The sequence below is a fragment of the Tateyamaria sp. 7Alg 36 genome, from assembly GCF_059882455.1.
Window position 1 is genome coordinate 385,384 of record NZ_CM187613.1, and the last position, 15,613, is coordinate 400,996.

The following is a 15,613-nucleotide window of genomic DNA, read 5'->3' on the forward strand; positions in this document are numbered from 1 at the left end:
CCGAATGCGGCGACGCAAACGGGGGATGATCCATGCGCTACAGTTTACGTGACATCGCCGATGCAATCGGCGCGCAAGTGGTAGGTGACGACACGCTGATCGTCACCGCCCTTGCGGAACCGGCCAGCGCCACGGCCAGTGATCTGGCCATGGCCAGCAACCCCAAATACGCCGACACCCTTGCCGCAGGCAGCGCCGTCGCGGCCTTTCTCTGGGACGGGGCGGATTGGGAGGCTTTGGGCCTGAAAGGCGCCATTTTGCCTAACAGACCGCGCTTTGCCATGGCGAACCTAACGGCGATGATGGATCGCGGGCAGGGCTTTCCTAAAGGTATCCACCCAAGCGCAATCATTGCCGAAGATGCGGTGATCGGGGCCGATGTCTCGATCGGGGCAGGGGCGGTCATCGCCGCAGAGGCGCGGATCGGCGACGGGTCGGTGATCGGGCCGATGTGCTATGTCGGATGGCAGGCGGAACTGGGGCCGAACAGCTTTTTGCGCGAACAGGTCACCATTGGCGCACGCGCCGTGATCGGCGCGCGTTTCATTGCCCATCCGGGTGTGCGGATCGGGGCCGACGGATTTTCCTTTGTCACGCCCGAGAAAAGCAATGTGGAACAGGTGCGCGAGTCCCTTGGCGATCAGGGCGACACGCAGGGCCAAAGCTGGTCGCGGATTGCCAGTCTTGGCGATGTCGAAATCGGCGACGACGTCGAACTGGGTGCGAACACCACCATCGACAACGGCACCATCCGCGCCACCAAGATCGGGCACCGCTGCAAGGTCGATAACCTGTGCCATATCGGGCATAACGTGGTGCTGGGTAATGATGTGCTTGTCTGCGGTCAGGTGGGCGTCGCCGGATCGACCGTCGTGGGCAACTTTGTCGTCATGGGCGGACAGTCTGGCATTGCCGACAACCTGACCATCGGGGACCGCGTTGTGATCAGCGCCGCGGCCAAGGTTTTGTCATCGGTCAGCGCGGGCAAGGTCATGATGGGCTATCCCGCGACCGAGATGCAGACCCAGATCGAAAGCTATAAGGCACTGCGCCGATTGCCGCGCTATTTGCGCGACATTGCGGCCCTCAAAAAAGCGGTTTCCAAGGACACGACGAGTGACTAAATCAAGGGCGTCGAAAGCAATGGGGCAAAAGCCATGAGCGTGAAAGACAAGGTAATCGAGATCATTGCCGAACAGGCGGTGCTGGAACCATCCGATGTGACCATGGACAGCACGCTCGAAGATCTCGGCATCGACTCGTTGGGACTGGTGGAAAGCATTTTTGCCATTGAGGAAGAGTTCGACATACAGGTTCCCTTCAACGCGAATGCGCCGTCCGAAAGCGACTTTGACATCTCGAATGTGCAGTCCATCGTCACCGGCATCGAAAAGCTGATCGCGGAACAGAAAACCTGATGCACCGCGTCGTGATCACCGGCGCAGGCACCGTCAATGCACTGGGCCACGATGTTCCCAACACGCTGGCCGCTATGCGCGAGGGGCGCTGCGGCATTGGCGCGCTCGACTTTCAGGACGTGGAACGCCTGTCGATCCAGATCGGCGGGCAGGTGCGCGGGTTCGAGGCCGAGGGCCGCTATAACCGCCAGCAGATGAGCCTCTATGACCGGTTCACCCAGTTCACCCTTGCCGCCGCGAAAGAGGCGATTGAACAGTCCGGCATCGTGATCTCGGACGAGTTGTCCGCGCGGTCGGGCGTGGTTCTGGGCACAGCCGGTGGCGGCGTCAGCACGTGGGATGCGAACTACCGCTCGGTCTATGAAGAGGGCAAGAACCGCGTCCACCCGTTCGTCGTGCCCAAGTTGATGAACAACGCCGCCGCCAGCCACGTGAGCATGGAACACAACCTCAAGGGGCCGTCCTTTACCGTCTCGACCGCTTGTGCGTCGTCCAATCACGCGATGGCACAGGCTTTCCAGATGGTGCGCAGTGGCATGGCCCCTGCGATGATCACCGGAGGGTCGGAATCCATGCTGTGTTTCGGCGGTGTGAAGGCGTGGGAAGGGCTGCGCGTCATGTCACGCGATGCTTGCCGCCCGTTCTCGGCCAACCGCAACGGGATGGTGCAGGGCGAAGGCGCGGGCGTATTTGTGTTCGAGGAATACGAACATGCGCGCAAACGCGGTGCGGACATCCTGTGCGAGGTGATCGGCTTTGCCTTGACCTCGGACGCGAGCGATATCGTGATGCCGTCCAAGAACGGCGCGGCGCGTGCGATGGCGGGGGCGATGGCCGATGCGGGCGTCAATCCCGATCAGGTCGGCTATATCAACGCGCACGGCACTGGCACGGCGGCCAATGACAAGACCGAATGCGCCGCCGTGGCGGACGTGTTCGGGCCCCATGCGGACAAGCTGATGATCTCTTCGACCAAGTCGATGCATGGCCATCTGATCGGCGGCACGGGCGCGGTCGAACTGCTCGCCTGTATCATGGCGCTGCGCGAGGGGGTGATTGCCCCCACGATCGGCTATGAGGAACCTGACCCCGAATGCGCGCTGGACGTTGTCCCGAACGAGGCGCGCGATGCGAAGGTCGATGTGGTGCTGTCCAATGCCTTTGCCTTTGGCGGCATGAACGCGGTGCTGGCCTTGCGCGCGGTTTAACCGCCGACATCCACCAACAACCGGACATAAAAAAACCGCGCCAGCCCAAGGGATGACGCGGTTTCAATTGGTTTAGCCGTCGATCAGTTGGCGTTGACGGTCGTCTTGTCATAGCTGGCGGTGAAACCGGACAGCGACATGGTCAGTTCGACCTTCTGGTCAGGTGCCAACGCAGGCACGATTGTCAGCGTCGCAGCGTTGCCCTTGCGGAAGGCGGCGATTTCCTCGGCCACGAGACCCACGCGTGAGAAGCAGCCGATCGGGTTGCAGAACGAGAACGGATAACGGCGTGCCGCACCGTTGTCGACCTGAAGGGTCAGCTGCTGGGGCAGGGAGGTTTCAAGCGGTACGATGATTGTCGCACCGGCGACCGCACGGCCACCTTCGGGCAGGCGGAAGATCGAAATCTCGGCCACAGGTGTGCCTTCGCTGTCCGACATCAACTGGTACATCTGGCAAGGCTCGTCGTTGCCGTCTTCGGTTTTCAGGCAGCGCAGATCCCAGTCGCCATTGGTTTCGGCGGTGTAGGTCTGACCGACCTGAGGGGCGCTGGCATCTTCACCAAGGCTCAGCTGGTCTTCGATGTTGGGAGCGGTTGTCCCTTCTTCGGTTTGTGCTTCTTCCGCAGGTGTTTCCTCTGCGGGTGTTTCTGTCTCTGCGGTCTGTGCCATCAGGCTCGCGGGCAGCATCACTGCCATGGTCAATGCAATCAAAGAAGTGCGCATAATTGTTCCGGTATAGTTGCGTTTGGAGCGATTGCTAACATGCCCGTACGGGCGTGTCAGCGTCAAAGCGAAAAGTTTTGAACGCACCAGCGAAACACGGCCATCCACAGCAGCGGCAGCCATCGGGCGAAACGCAAAAAAGGAGGCCGCGAAGCCTCCTTTTCGGTCGTATTTTTTTACTCCCCGTCGGACTGGGCCGACTTATGAAACGGACCCTACGAAAGGTTAGTGGATCGGTCAACAGCTATTCTGGAGGGCAAAAAACCCCTGCACCATTGTGCAGTTCGACGAAAAAAGGCCGCGCACAGGGCGCGGCCAGTCTGACAGGGAGGATGTTCCGCACCAGAAGGACAAAATGGCGGGAACAAAAACACTATGGCACCCAATCGTTAACTTTGTATGGTCACTGCGACAGGGTTCAAAAAGTAGGGTTAACACCATGGCGGACAATATTTTTATCGGCGGCGGCGGGGTCGATTATGGCACGGCGCAGGGTCTCAAGCTAGGCTATGCCAACCGCCACGGGCTTATCGCGGGGGCCACGGGAACGGGTAAAACGGTCACGCTGCAAATCCTTGCCGAAGGGTTTTCCAACGCGGGCGTGCCGGTGTTTCTGTCCGATGTGAAGGGTGATCTGTCGGGGTTGGCCAAGTCGGGCAGCCCCGATCACAAGCTGCACGAGGCGTTCACCTCGCGCGCGGCCAAGATCGGCTTTGTCGACTATTCCTACCACGCCTGTCCGGTGACATTCTGGGATCTGTTCGGCGAACAGGGCCACCCCGTACGCACCACCGTTTCCGAGATGGGGCCGCTGTTGCTGGCCAACCTTCTGGAACTGACCGAAGCGCAAGAGGGCATCCTGAATATCGCCTTCCGCCTTGCCGACGAAGAAGGCATGCCGCTGCTGGACCTGAAGGATCTACAGGCGCTTCTGGTCTGGATCGGCGAGAACGCCAAATCCCTGTCGCTGCGCTATGGTAACGTGTCCACGGCCTCCATTGGGGCGATCCAGCGCCGTTTGCTGGTGCTGGAAAACCAAGGCGGTGCGGGCCTGTTCGGGGAACCGGCGCTGGAACTGTCGGACCTGATGCGCACTGATGCGGACGGCAAAGGCGCGATCAACATTCTGGCTGCTGACAAGCTGATGAACTCGCCCGGGCTTTATGCGACTTTCCTGTTGTGGCTGCTGTCGGAACTGTTCGAGGAACTGCCTGAAGTGGGCGATCCGGAAAAGCCCAAGCTCGTGTTCTTCTTTGACGAGGCGCACTTGCTGTTTGACGATGCGCCCAAGGCGTTGGTGGACAAGGTCGAACAGGTGGCGCGCCTGATCCGGTCCAAAGGGGTGGGGGTCTACTTCATCACCCAGAACCCTGCCGACGTGCCCGAGGATATCCTTGGCCAGCTTGGCAACCGCATCCAGCACGCGCTGCGCGCCTTTACTGCCAAGGACCGCAAGGAATTGCGCATGGCGGCAGAGACCTATCGCGAGAACCCGCGCTTTTCGACCGAGGAAGCGATCCGCGAAGTGGGCGTGGGTGAGGCCGTGACCTCGATGCTGATGAAAAAGGGTATTCCGGGCATGGTGGAGCGCACGTTGATCCGCCCGCCATCGTCACAGCTTGGGCCGATCACAAGTGCCGAACGGGCCGCGGTGATGGCGGCAAGCGCGATGTCCGGCAAATATGACGAGCGGCTGGACCGCAAATCCGCCTTCGAAATCCTGAAAGCCCGCGCCGACAAGGCGGCGGCGGAGGCCGCAAAGGCCGAGGAAGAGGCGGAGGAGGCCGAAACCCCATCGCTGCGCGAATTCAACGCTGCGCGGCGCTACTCCGGTAAGGGGGTCACACGATCAACCTCGCGCACGACACGCGCCAGCCCCGGCTTTGGTGAGGCAATGACCAAGATGGTGGTAAAGGAACTGACAGGCGTCACTGGACGGCGCATGGTGCGCGGTATCCTTGGTGGACTGTTCAAGGGGCGCTAGGGCGCCACGTATCGTGTCTGCGGGGCTAGGACGCCCCGCAGATCGTTAACTCGCTTATTCGGCAAACTCCTTGCCGATGCTTTCAGCCGACGCCATGCCAAGCGCTTCGGACTTTCCGCCGAGCTTCTCCCGCACGCCTTTTTCGATCCGGTCGCCCACATCCTTGTCGATGTTGCGCCAGTAGTCGAAGGCACGAACGAGGACTTTCTCGCTCACCCCGTCGCACAGGTGGCCGACCACGTTGTTGACCAGCCGCTCCCGTGCGGCATCGTCCATCACTTCGCGCACCAGCGCGCCCGCTTGGGACCAGTCGTCGTCATCCTCGCGCAACGTATAGGCCTGCCGCACCATGTCGCCGTCCGCATGGAACAGGCCCGCTTCGCCGCCCGCTTCGGGTTGCGCGGCCGGACCGCCATACGAGTTCGGCGCGTAAACGGGGTCCGACACCGCCTCGGTCCGGCCCGCACCGTCCTTGGAATAGCTGTAGACGGGGCACTTGGGCGCGTTCACTGGGATCTGTTTGTAGTTCACGCCAAGCCGCGCGCGGTGCGCGTCCGCGTAAGAGAATCCACGCGCCAGCAGCATCTTGTCCGGCGACAGACCAACACCGGGAACCATGTTGTTCGGCTCGAACGCAAGCTGTTCGATCTGAGTGTGGAAATCCGTGGGGTTCTGGTTCAGCGTCAGCTTACCCACCTCGAACAGCGGGTAGTCCGCGTGCGGCCACACTTTGGTCAGGTCAAACGGGTTGATGCGATAGGTCTTGGCCTCTTCATAGGGCATGACCTGCCACTTCAGCGTCCAGCTTGGGAAGTCGCCGTCGCGGATCGAATTGAACAGATCGCGGCGGTGGTAATCCCCGTCGGCACCGGCCAGCTTGTCCGCCTCGTCTTGGCTTAGATAGGCGTTGCCATCACCCTGATCGGTCATGAAGTGGAACTTGACCCAGAACTTCTCGCCCTCGGCATTGATCAGCGAATAGGTGTGGCTGGAATAACCGTTCATCTCGCGCCATGTGCGCGGAATGCCGCGGTCCCCCATGAGGTAGGCAACCTGATGCGCGCTTTCGGGCGACAGGGTCCAGAAATCCCATTGCATGTCGTGGTCGCGCATATTGTTGTCGGCGCGGCGTTTCTGGCTGCGGATGAAGTGCTGGAACTTCATCGGGTCGCGGATAAAGAAGATCGGCGTGTTATTCCCGACCATGTCGAAATTGCCATCCTCGGTGTACATCTTGACCGAGAAACCGCGCGGGTCGCGCCATGTGTCCGGGCTGCCTCGTTCGCCCGCAACGGTGGAAAAGCGCATGGCGATGTCGCATTTCGCACCGGGCTGGAAAATCTTGGCCTTGGTGTATTTCGACACATCCTGCGTGACCTCGAACGTGCCGAACGCACCGCTGCCCTTGGCGTGGGGCTGGCGTTCGGGAATACGCTCGCGGTTGAAATTGGCCATTTGTTCAAGAAGGTAATGATCGTTCAGAACGATTGGCCCGTCCGGCCCGACCGTGAGGGAATGTTCGTCGCTGCGGACGCGGATGCCTGCATCGGTGGTGGTGGGGGGCGAATTCTTTGTGGGATTGGTCATGGTCAGCCTCTCGCTGTTGTTCTCTGAACACCAACAGCGCGACGCCCGCCAAGGTTCCGGACTTTTGCCCAAGACCCGCGATTTTTGCGCGAAACGAAAAAGGCCGGCGCGTTGGAAAGCGCCGGCCTTGTAAGGATTTGGGTATGAATTTGCGGTGCTTTACCGTTCGGGGATCAATCCCCGCGGGCTGAACCGCAGCACCAGCAACAGCACCAGACCCATGGTAAGCAGCCGCATGTGCGCCGCCGATTCCAGCAGATGCTCGCGCAGCCAATAGCCATCGGGCATGCCTGCCGTGATGAACTGCATCAGGCCAAAGCCGATCGGTTCGACCATCACCCACAGCCACCAGATCAGGAACCCGCCCAGCACCGCGCCAAGGTTGTTGCCCGACCCGCCGACGATCACCATGACCCAGACAAGGAAAGTAAAGCGCAGCGGCTGGTAGGTGCCAGGCGTCAACTGACCGTCCAGCGTCGTCATCATCGCCCCCGCGATCCCGCAGATGGCAGAGCCGAGTACGAAGACCTGCAAATGGCGCGCAGTCACGTCCTTGCCCATCGCTTCAGCGGCGTTCTCGTTGTCACGGATGGCGCGCATCATGCGGCCCCATGGCGAATGCAGCGCACGCTGCGCCATGACGAACAGCACGATCAGCACAGCGGCGAACAGGCCCGCATAAACCAGCTTGACCCACAGGGTCGATGCCGTCACCGGATCAAGGCCAAAGCCCGAAACACGCTCCACAAAGGACGGATCGTTTTGCAGGTCGATCTCGTAAGGGGCAGGGCGGGGCAGGCCCACCACGTTCTTGACCCCGCGTGCCAGCCAGTCCTCGTTCTTCATCACGGCAATAACGATTTCGGCAATCCCAAGCGTCGCAATGGCAAGGTAGTCCGAGCGCAGGCCAAGGGCCGTTTTGCCAATGATCCACGCGGCCCCAGCGGCCAGCAGACCGCCCACAGGCCATGCAAGCAGCACCGGCAGGCCAAGCCCGCCCAGATAGCCCGCAGTGGACGGATTGACCGCCTCAACCGCAGCAACCCCGCCATCGAGCACGGCGCGGAACACAAAGAAGCCGATGATAAGGATGGCGCACATGCCGATCACGCGCACGCGCCCTTTGGGCAGTGCGCCATAGGCAAAGATCGCGCCGACAATCGTCGCGGCCCCCAGCACCAGCGCCAGCACCACGCGCATGCCCCCTGCGGCCCATGCCTCGGGCTCGGGCGGCATCGACACCAGCACCGTGGCCAAACCGCCAAGCGCGACAAAGCCCATGATCCCCACATTGAACAGGCCCGCAAAGCCCCATTGCAGGTTCACGCCCAAGGCCATGATCGCACTGATCAGACCGAAGTTCAGGATAAACAGCGCCGAGTTCCAACTGGAATAGAACCCAGTTCCGAGGATCAGCGCCGCGACAAAAGCAAAGTACAGCGTGTTGCGCATCGTATCGCTCATACCGATTTCCCCGCAAACAGGCCCGTGGGCCGGAACAACAAGACGATCAGCAGAATGACGAAACTGACCGCGAATTTATAATCTGTGGACAACAGCTGGGCCAACCCGTCAGGGGCCAGCGCATCCGGAAGCGCATAGGTCGCCACCTTTTTCCACGCATAGGTGATTGTGACCTCGGAAAAGGCGATGACAAACCCGCCCGCAATCGCCCCCAAGGGCGATCCCAAACCGCCCACAATTGCCGCCGCAAAGATCGGCAGCAGCAGTTGGAAGTAGACAAACGGCTTAAACGACTTGTCGAGCCCGTAAAGAACCCCCGCAATGGTCGCCAGCGCCGCCACAATCAGCCACGTGACCATCACCACACGCTCGGGGTTGATCCCCGACAGGAGGGCCAGATCCTCGTTATCCGAATAGGCGCGCATGGACTTGCCCGTGCGCGTGCGGTTCAGGAAGTAAAACAGCGCCGCCACCACGATCACGGCGGTGATCACGGTGATCCCCTGAGTGGTCTTGATTGCCAACCCTTCGTCCAGCCCGGTCATGGATTTGAACGTGCGCACCGAGATGATGAACCGTTCCCCATCGGCAAAGCGTTGGTCGTTGGGCCCGATGATAAAGCGTACAAGCCCGTTCATGATGAACATCACACCCAGCGAGACGATGACAAAGATCACCGGCTTGGCCTTTTGGCGACGATAGAACTTGTAGACGACCTTGTCCGTGAACAGCAAAAGCGCGGCACAAACCGCAATGCCAAAGGGCAGGGCCAGCAGCGCGGTGGGCAGCGGGCCTGCACTTATGCCAAGGGCCTGAAACCCCCATGTGATCAGGATCGTGGCCATGGTGCCAAAGGCCATCGTGTCGCCATGGGCAAAGTTGGAGAACCGCAGGATGCCATAGATCAGCGTGACACCAAGCGCGCCAAGCGCAAGTTGGCTGCCATAGGCAATCGCAGGGATCAGGACGAAATTGGAAAGCGCCACGAAGGCGTTAAGAAGGTCCATCAGATTGCGTCCTCTTTCACAAAGGCCGTATTCTCAGCACGCCGGCTTATGGTCCGGCTGACATCGGTGGCTCGGTGTGCGCCATGGGCGCGTTCTGCGCTCGGGCGCGTAAGATGCATGTACATATCCGCTACCCTCCCAAGAAACTCTTGCGCACTTCGGGATCGGCCAGCAGTTCCTTACCGGTTCCCGTGAACGCATTGCGCCCTTGAACAAGGACATAACCTTTGTCTGCAATCTCAAGGGCTTGTCGAGCGTTCTGCTCCACCATCAGGATCGGAATGCCGGTGCGCGCCACCTCGATGATGCGGTCAAACAACTCGTCCATCACGATGGGCGACACGCCTGCCGTGGGTTCGTCCAGCATCAGCACTTTGGGCTGGGTCATCAACGCACGGCCCACAGCCACCTGCTGGCGCTGCCCGCCGGACAACTCGCCCGCAGGCTGGCGACGCTTGTCCTTCAGGATCGGAAACAAGTCATAGACCTGCGCCATGGTCCCCGAAAAATCGTCGCGCCGGATGAACGCCCCCATTTCAAGGTTCTCTTCCACCGTCATCGACGTGAAGATGTTCGAGGTCTGCGGCACAAACCCCATACCTCTCGCCACACGGTCCTGCGGCGACAGCGCGGTGATATCCTCGCCATCCAGCCGCACCGCACCCTGACGCACATCCAGCATCCCGAACACGGCCTTCATCGCCGTGGATTTGCCCGCGCCATTAGGCCCCACAATCACCGCGATTTCACCGGGATCAACGGCAATGGTGCAATCATGCAGGATATCCGGCCCCGCACCATAGCCACCCGTCATTGCCTCACCAATCAAGAACGGCTCAGACATGCGCGCCTCCACGTTTCTTTTGGCCATAAATACTGTGGGGGTGCGGGGGTGAAACCCCCGCGTCGGTCGGATGACCGAAGGTCATTCGAAACAGGGTCATGCGCCCACCTTGTCTTTGTTCTTGAGGCCGGTGCCAAGATAGGCCTCGATCACCTGATCATTGGCCTTGATCTCGTCCAGCGTACCTTCGGCCAGCACACGCCCTTCCGCCATACAGATGACAGGGTCACAAATGCGGCCAATGAAATCCATGTCATGTTCGATCACGACAAAGGTATAGTTGCGCTCCTGATTGAGCCGCAGGATCGCGTCGCCGATGGTGTTCAGCAGGGTGCGGTTCACGCCCGCGCCCACCTCGTCCAGAAAGACGATCTTGGCATCCACCATCATGGTGCGGCCCAATTCCAGCAGCTTTTTCTGGCCGCCTGATACCTGTCCCGCCTTGTGGTCGGCCAGATGCGAAATGGTCAGGAACTCCAGCACCTCATCGGCCTTGGCGGCCAGGGCGCGTTCTTCGTCCGCGATGCGTTTGCGCCCGAACCATGTGTTCCACAGCGTCTCGCCCGATTGCGCGCCCGGCACCATCATCAGGTTCTCGCGGCAACTCATCGAGGAAAACTCGTGCGCGATCTGGAAGGTGCGCAGCAGTCCCTTGTGGAACAACGTGTGCGGCGGCAGTCCGGTGATATCTTCGCCGTCCATGGTCACCCGACCCGAAGTTGGTGGAAGAACGCCCGCGATCACGTTGAAAAGAGTGGTTTTTCCCGCGCCGTTCGGCCCAATCAATCCGGTGATTGATCCGGGTTTGATGCTCAGGCTTGCGCCGTCCACGGCATGAAAGCCGCCAAAATGTTTGTGGATGTCGTCTACGACGATCATGTCAGTCCCCGTGCCGCCTTGTTGGCAGTCTTTGCAGATATCAAAACAGCCCGAGGATTGCGCCTCGGGCTGTCTGTTGTCGCGTGTAACGCTTAGCGGTACTTGGCCGTGGTGATTTCGCCGCCTTCGACGACGATCTGGCGGTAGTTGCCCGCAGATTCACCCGAACCGATCAGCTCGACAGCCGATGCACCGACATAATCAATGTCGCCGCCGTCCTTGAGGATCTGCAACCCTTTTGCCAGTTCACCAGGGAAGATCTGTTCGCCAGGTGCGTTGGCCACATCCATGATGTGCTCTTTGTAGTCATTGCTGTCCTTGGACCCTGCGGCCTGCATGGCCAGCATGATCAGCGCCGCGGCGTCATAGGATTCCGGCGTGAAGGGCGATGTGGAGTCAAACGCGTCGCCGACCAGATCGGCAAACAGGGACGCGCCTTCGCTGTCCGTACCAGGGTGCTGGCCGGTGGAACCTTCGATTTCGTCGCCGAAGTTCTCTTGCAGCTTCTCACCGATCATCCCGTCGGGGAAGTGGAACGTGTCGAACGCGCCTGTGTCCAGTGCCGCGCGCACGATGCCCGAACCACCTTGGTCCACATAGCCCGCGACGACCAGACGGTCGCCACCGGCCGAGGCCAGCGCACCGACTTCAGCGGAGTAGTCCGCTTTGCCGTCTTCGTGGGCCGCGCTGATGGTCACAGTGCCGCCCGCCGCTTCGAAGGCCGCTTGGAACGCGTCTGCCAGACCTTTGCCGTAGTCGTTGTTGGTGTAGGTCACGGCGACGGATTTGATGCCTTCTTCGATCAGGACGTCCGTCATGACTTGGCCCTGACGCGCATCCGACGGTGCGGTGCGGAAGAACAGGCCGTTATCTTCGTTGTTCTCGTGGGTCAGGCCGGGGCTGGTCGCCGAAGGAGAGATCATCACGACCCCGTTCGGAACCGCCACGTTGGTCAGGATCGCGCCTGTCACGCCCGAGCAGTCCGCGCCCATGATGCCGTCGACCTTGTCCGATGTGACCAGACGTTCGGCGGCGGATGCCGCCGCACCGGCGTCGATGCAGGTCGAATCCGCACGCACGGAGGTGACTTTCGCACCGTCCAGCAGCAGGCCGCTGTCGGATACTTCTTTCATCGCCAGTTCGGCGCCGTCACCCATCGACGGGGTGATCGATTCAATCGGGCCGGTAAAGCCGAGGATCACACCGATTTTGACGTCTGTCGCGTGCCCGTCCGCGAAGGCGGTGCCGGACATAAGCGCTGTGGCCGCAGTGGCCATCATGAATTTTTTCATTGGTAACTCCCTGGTTGGAACTTGCGTTCTAGGTCGAGACGTTACGGGGGGGGCGAAAAAAAGAAAAGTAGATTTCGGGGGGCTTTGCGCGCCGTTTACCCTGTAAATCCGCAGGTTTTGGTACATATCCATTCACGTGACCCTACGGCATGCCGTTTGTGGGTCGCTTCCCGCTCGCCAAGCGCACGACCCAAACACGAGGATTGCATATGAAACCCGCATTGATTCTGGCCCTTGCCGTGATGGCCGCACCCGCCGCTGCCCTTGAAACCGATGCAGGGCGCATGGTTCTGACGCAGGTCGCCTCGGGGCTGGAGGAACCTTGGGCGGTTGCGCCTTTGCCGGATGGCTCGCTGCTGGTGACCGAACGGGGCGGGACGCTGAAACTGTTCAGGGACGGACAGGCCCAGGAGGTCGCGGGCGCGCCGCGCGTGGCCGTGTCGGGGCAGGGGGGATTGCTGGACGTGACGCTGGCGCGTGATTTTGACACCAGCCGGACGGTGTTCCTGACCTATGCCAAACCGCAGCGACGTCAGGCGGGCACCGCACTCGCCGCTGCGGAACTAAGTGCCGATGGCAGCCGCCTTGAGAACCTGCGCGTGCTATTCGAAAGCGCGCCGGGCGGCAACACGGGGCGGCATTTCGGCAGCCGCGTGGTCGAGGGCACGGATGGCACGCTGTTCGTCACCATCGGGGATCGCGGCGACCGTCCGTCGGCGCAGGACCGTTCCTTGCATAACGGGTCAGTGGTGCGAGTGAACCGTGACGGCACCGTGCCCGCCGACAACCCTTTTGTCGGGCAGGACGGCGTGCAGCCTGAAATCTGGTCCTATGGCCATCGCAACCCGCAAGGCGCGGGGTTGGATGGCAACGGCACGCTTTGGACTGCCGAACATGGTGCGCGCGGCGGAGACGAGGTGAACCGCATCGAAAAAGGCGCGAATTTCGGCTGGCCGGTGATTTCCTATGGCGTGCACTATTCGGGCGCAAAGATCGGTGATGGCACCGCCAAAGAGGGGATGGAGCATCCCGCCCACTATTGGGATCCGTCCATCGCGCCTTCGGGGCTGCTGGTCTATTCCGGTGACATGTTCCCCGAATGGCAGGGCGACATGTTCGTCGGCTCGCTCAAATTCAGCTATATCTCGCGGCTCGAAATCTCGGGCGACACGGCGCGCGAGGTCGAACAGATCGAAAGCGATGACACTTTGCGCGTGCGCGACATCGTGCAGGATCGCGATGGCAGCATCCTTTTCATCTCGGTCGGGAACGGGTCGGTGTACCGCATTTCCCGCTGATGACACAGGGCGCTGCGGCGCAATTGCCCTAATCTGTGGGCAGTGGGGCGGGATCATCCGGCCCCGACGCCCTGTTTTTCGGGTTTCGACTTTTCAAGCAGGGCAAAACACGGCTTCCTGTTGGAAAGACACATGAACCAACGGAACTTTTGATCCTATGCAGCCTACCGGCAAGAACAGCTTTGGCCAGCGTCTGAACGCTTTGGTGCGCGAAATCTATCCCGATCTGGATGCCGACATCCTGTCGAGCAAGATTGTCGACGCATTCTGGCCCGACGAGTCCAAGCCGCGCAAACGGGGCCGCAAGCCAAGCAACAACCTGTGGACCCAAGCCGACGCGCTGCTGATCACCTATGGCAACTCGATCATCGACGGCGCGCACAAGCCGCTGGATCTGCTGCATGATTTCCTGCTGCGCCGGATGAAGGGCGTGGTGAACGGCGTGCATATCCTGCCGTTCTTTCCTTTCACCTCGGATGACGGTTTTGCGGTGTCGGATTTCCGAAGTGTGAACCCGCAACTGGGTGACTGGGCCGACATCAACCGGATTGGCGAAGAGTTCCACCTGATGTCCGATCTGGTGCTGAACCACGTGTCCTCGCAAGGGGCGTGGTTCAATGCCTACCGACAGGGCCAAGCGCCCTATGACCGGTTCTTTTTCGAGGCATCGCCAAACGACGATCTGGACAATGTGGTGCGCCCGCGCACGACGCCCTTGCTGCAAAAGGTCGAAACCACCCATGGCGTGCGCCACGTGTGGTGTACGTTCAGCCACGACCAGATCGACTTGGATTTCCGCAACCCCGAGGTGCTGCTGGAATTCCTGCGCATCATCCGCCTGCACGTGGACAACGGGGTGCAGATCATCCGGCTGGATGCGGTGGCATTTTTGTGGAAGGAAATCGGCTCGCCCTCGATCCACTTGCCGCAGACCCATGCGGTGGTGAAACTGATGCGGGTGCTGTGCGACTATGCCGCCGAAACCATCATCCTGCTGACCGAAACCAACGTGCCCAAGGCCGAAAACCTGTCCTATTTCGGCAAACGGGACGAGGCGCATGCGATCTATAACTTCCCGCTGCCGCCCCTGATCCTGCACGCGATGATGTCGGGATCGGCGAGCTATCTCAAACGCTGGCAAAAGGGCATGCCGCCTGCGCAATTGGGCTGTGCCTATCTGAACTTTACCGCCAGCCATGACGGCATCGGGATGCGCCCCGCCGAAGGTATTCTGCCGACCGAGGAACAGGACAAGATGATCCAGACAATCCGCAATATCGGCGGTCTGGTATCCATGCGCGCCTTGCCCGGTGGTGGCGAGGCACCTTACGAGATCAACACGACCTTCTTCGAGGCGGTCGGCCAGACCTTCGAGGGCGAGGACGCCTATCACTTCGAACGCTTCATCTGTTCCCAGACCATCGTTATGTCGCTTGAGGGGATACCGGCGTTCTACATCCATTCGATGCTGGCCACGCCCAACGATCACGATCAGGTGGCGCGGCGTAACATGAACCGCGCGATCAACCGGCATAACTGGGATTACCCGACGCTGAACGCGCTGCTGGATGATCCCGAAACCATCCACGCCCGCGTGCTGGATGCGCTGTCGCGGCGGCTGGAAATCCGTGCGCGCCAAACCGCGTTCCACCCGAATGCAACACAGTTCACCATGTCACTACCCGATGATGTGTTCGGCGTCTGGCGGCAAAGCCTTGACCGCCACCAGTCGATCTTTGCGCTGCACAATGTCAGCGCCCGCACGGTCGAGGTGTCGCGGGATGCGATGAACCTGATTGATGATGAGGACTGGTTCGACCTGCTGAGCGGCGAGGATATCGACGCAAGCGATCACACGATCACGCTCGCGCCGTATCAGTGCCGCTGGATCAGCAACCGCACCTGAG

13 protein-coding genes are annotated in these 15,613 nt (G+C 60.8%); 6 read left to right on the forward strand and 7 right to left on the reverse strand.

What is annotated here, in order from left to right; translation table 11 throughout:
- The first annotated feature begins 32 nt into the window (after positions 1–32).
- The 3 genes from lpxD to AC6GQJ_RS01835 are packed head-to-tail and all read left to right on the forward strand — an operon-like array spanning position 33 to position 2,626.
- Entirely contained in the window at positions 33–1,124 is a 1,092-nt protein-coding gene (gene lpxD / locus AC6GQJ_RS01825; RefSeq protein ID WP_500771193.1) for a UDP-3-O-(3-hydroxymyristoyl)glucosamine N-acyltransferase, read from the forward strand.
- A complete protein-coding gene (locus tag AC6GQJ_RS01830; protein ID WP_500774002.1) occupies positions 1,125–1,418 on the forward strand; it encodes an acyl carrier protein in 294 nt (97 codons plus the stop codon). It begins immediately after the preceding gene.
- Positions 1,418–2,626, forward strand: coding sequence for a beta-ketoacyl-[acyl-carrier-protein] synthase family protein (locus tag AC6GQJ_RS01835; protein WP_500771195.1), 1,209 nt, complete (start codon positions 1,418–1,420; stop codon positions 2,624–2,626). The genes AC6GQJ_RS01830 and AC6GQJ_RS01835 overlap by 1 nt, the downstream gene beginning before the upstream one ends.
- Positions 2,627–2,709: 83 nt before the next feature.
- Here AC6GQJ_RS01835 and AC6GQJ_RS01840 read toward each other — a convergent pair whose 3' ends face one another.
- On the reverse strand, positions 2,710–3,351 hold the full coding sequence (locus tag AC6GQJ_RS01840; RefSeq protein WP_500771197.1) for an invasion associated locus B family protein: 642 nt from the start codon (positions 3,349–3,351) through the stop codon (positions 2,710–2,712).
- Positions 3,352–3,790: 439 nt separating this feature from the next.
- On the opposite strand from AC6GQJ_RS01840, the gene AC6GQJ_RS01845 reads away from it, so the two are divergent.
- Positions 3,791–5,335, forward strand: coding sequence for a helicase HerA-like domain-containing protein (locus tag AC6GQJ_RS01845; RefSeq protein ID WP_500771199.1), 1,545 nt, complete (start codon positions 3,791–3,793; stop codon positions 5,333–5,335).
- Positions 5,336–5,389: 54 nt separating this feature from the next.
- On the opposite strand, the gene AC6GQJ_RS01850 is transcribed toward AC6GQJ_RS01845, so the two are convergent.
- The 6 genes from AC6GQJ_RS01850 to AC6GQJ_RS01875 form a co-directional block, all read right to left on the reverse strand.
- Positions 5,390–6,922 carry a catalase gene (locus tag AC6GQJ_RS01850; protein ID WP_500771201.1) on the reverse strand — a complete coding sequence of 511 codons (1,533 nt, stop codon included), beginning with the start codon at positions 6,920–6,922 and terminating at the stop codon, positions 5,390–5,392.
- A gap of 159 nt (positions 6,923–7,081) precedes the next feature.
- Positions 7,082–8,386 carry a branched-chain amino acid ABC transporter permease gene (locus AC6GQJ_RS01855; RefSeq protein WP_500771203.1) on the reverse strand — a complete coding sequence of 435 codons (1,305 nt, stop codon included), beginning with the start codon at positions 8,384–8,386 and terminating at the stop codon, positions 7,082–7,084.
- Positions 8,383–9,393, reverse strand: a complete 1,011-nt coding sequence (locus AC6GQJ_RS01860) for a branched-chain amino acid ABC transporter permease (RefSeq protein ID WP_500771205.1) — start codon at positions 9,391–9,393, stop codon at positions 8,383–8,385. The genes AC6GQJ_RS01855 and AC6GQJ_RS01860 overlap by 4 nt, the downstream gene beginning before the upstream one ends.
- 130 nt (positions 9,394–9,523) lie before the next feature.
- A complete protein-coding gene (locus tag AC6GQJ_RS01865) occupies positions 9,524–10,237 on the reverse strand; it encodes an ABC transporter ATP-binding protein (protein ID WP_500771207.1) in 714 nt (237 codons plus the stop codon).
- A 96-nt stretch (positions 10,238–10,333) separates the two neighbouring features.
- Positions 10,334–11,116, reverse strand: a complete 783-nt coding sequence (locus AC6GQJ_RS01870; protein ID WP_500771209.1) for an ABC transporter ATP-binding protein — start codon at positions 11,114–11,116, stop codon at positions 10,334–10,336.
- A gap of 92 nt (positions 11,117–11,208) precedes the next feature.
- Positions 11,209–12,408 carry an ABC transporter substrate-binding protein gene (locus AC6GQJ_RS01875; protein ID WP_500771211.1) on the reverse strand — a complete coding sequence of 400 codons (1,200 nt, stop codon included), beginning with the start codon at positions 12,406–12,408 and terminating at the stop codon, positions 11,209–11,211.
- 209 nt (positions 12,409–12,617) lie between these two features.
- Between AC6GQJ_RS01875 and AC6GQJ_RS01880 the strand changes: the two genes are divergently transcribed.
- Together AC6GQJ_RS01880 and AC6GQJ_RS01885 are read left to right on the forward strand one after the other, a co-directional pair.
- On the forward strand, positions 12,618–13,706 hold the full coding sequence (locus AC6GQJ_RS01880; protein WP_500771213.1) for a PQQ-dependent sugar dehydrogenase: 1,089 nt from the start codon (positions 12,618–12,620) through the stop codon (positions 13,704–13,706).
- A gap of 157 nt (positions 13,707–13,863) precedes the next feature.
- On the forward strand, positions 13,864–15,612 hold the full coding sequence (locus AC6GQJ_RS01885) for a sugar phosphorylase (RefSeq protein ID WP_500771215.1): 1,749 nt from the start codon (positions 13,864–13,866) through the stop codon (positions 15,610–15,612).
- The last annotated feature ends 1 nt before the right edge of the window (position 15,613 follow it).

Excerpts from the sequence above, each read along its gene's own strand:
- lpxD (WP_500771193.1), top strand. The coding sequence starts at position 33 with ATGCGCTACAGTTTACGTGACATCGCCGATGCAATCGGCGCGCAAGTG.
- AC6GQJ_RS01835 (WP_500771195.1), top strand. The coding sequence starts at position 1,418 with ATGCACCGCGTCGTGATCACCGGCGCAGGCACCGTCAATGCACTGGGC.
- AC6GQJ_RS01840 (WP_500771197.1), bottom strand. The coding sequence starts at position 3,351 with ATGCGCACTTCTTTGATTGCATTGACCATGGCAGTGATGCTGCCCGCG.
- AC6GQJ_RS01845 (WP_500771199.1), top strand. The coding sequence starts at position 3,791 with ATGGCGGACAATATTTTTATCGGCGGCGGCGGGGTCGATTATGGCACG.
- AC6GQJ_RS01850 (WP_500771201.1), bottom strand. The coding sequence starts at position 6,922 with ATGACCAATCCCACAAAGAATTCGCCCCCCACCACCACCGATGCAGGC.
- AC6GQJ_RS01855 (WP_500771203.1), bottom strand. The coding sequence starts at position 8,386 with ATGAGCGATACGATGCGCAACACGCTGTACTTTGCTTTTGTCGCGGCG.
- AC6GQJ_RS01860 (WP_500771205.1), bottom strand. The coding sequence starts at position 9,393 with ATGGACCTTCTTAACGCCTTCGTGGCGCTTTCCAATTTCGTCCTGATC.
- AC6GQJ_RS01865 (WP_500771207.1), bottom strand. The coding sequence starts at position 10,237 with ATGTCTGAGCCGTTCTTGATTGGTGAGGCAATGACGGGTGGCTATGGT.
- AC6GQJ_RS01870 (WP_500771209.1), bottom strand. The coding sequence starts at position 11,116 with ATGATCGTCGTAGACGACATCCACAAACATTTTGGCGGCTTTCATGCC.
- AC6GQJ_RS01875 (WP_500771211.1), bottom strand. The coding sequence starts at position 12,408 with ATGAAAAAATTCATGATGGCCACTGCGGCCACAGCGCTTATGTCCGGC.
- AC6GQJ_RS01880 (WP_500771213.1), top strand. The coding sequence starts at position 12,618 with ATGAAACCCGCATTGATTCTGGCCCTTGCCGTGATGGCCGCACCCGCC.
- AC6GQJ_RS01885 (WP_500771215.1), top strand. The coding sequence starts at position 13,864 with ATGCAGCCTACCGGCAAGAACAGCTTTGGCCAGCGTCTGAACGCTTTG.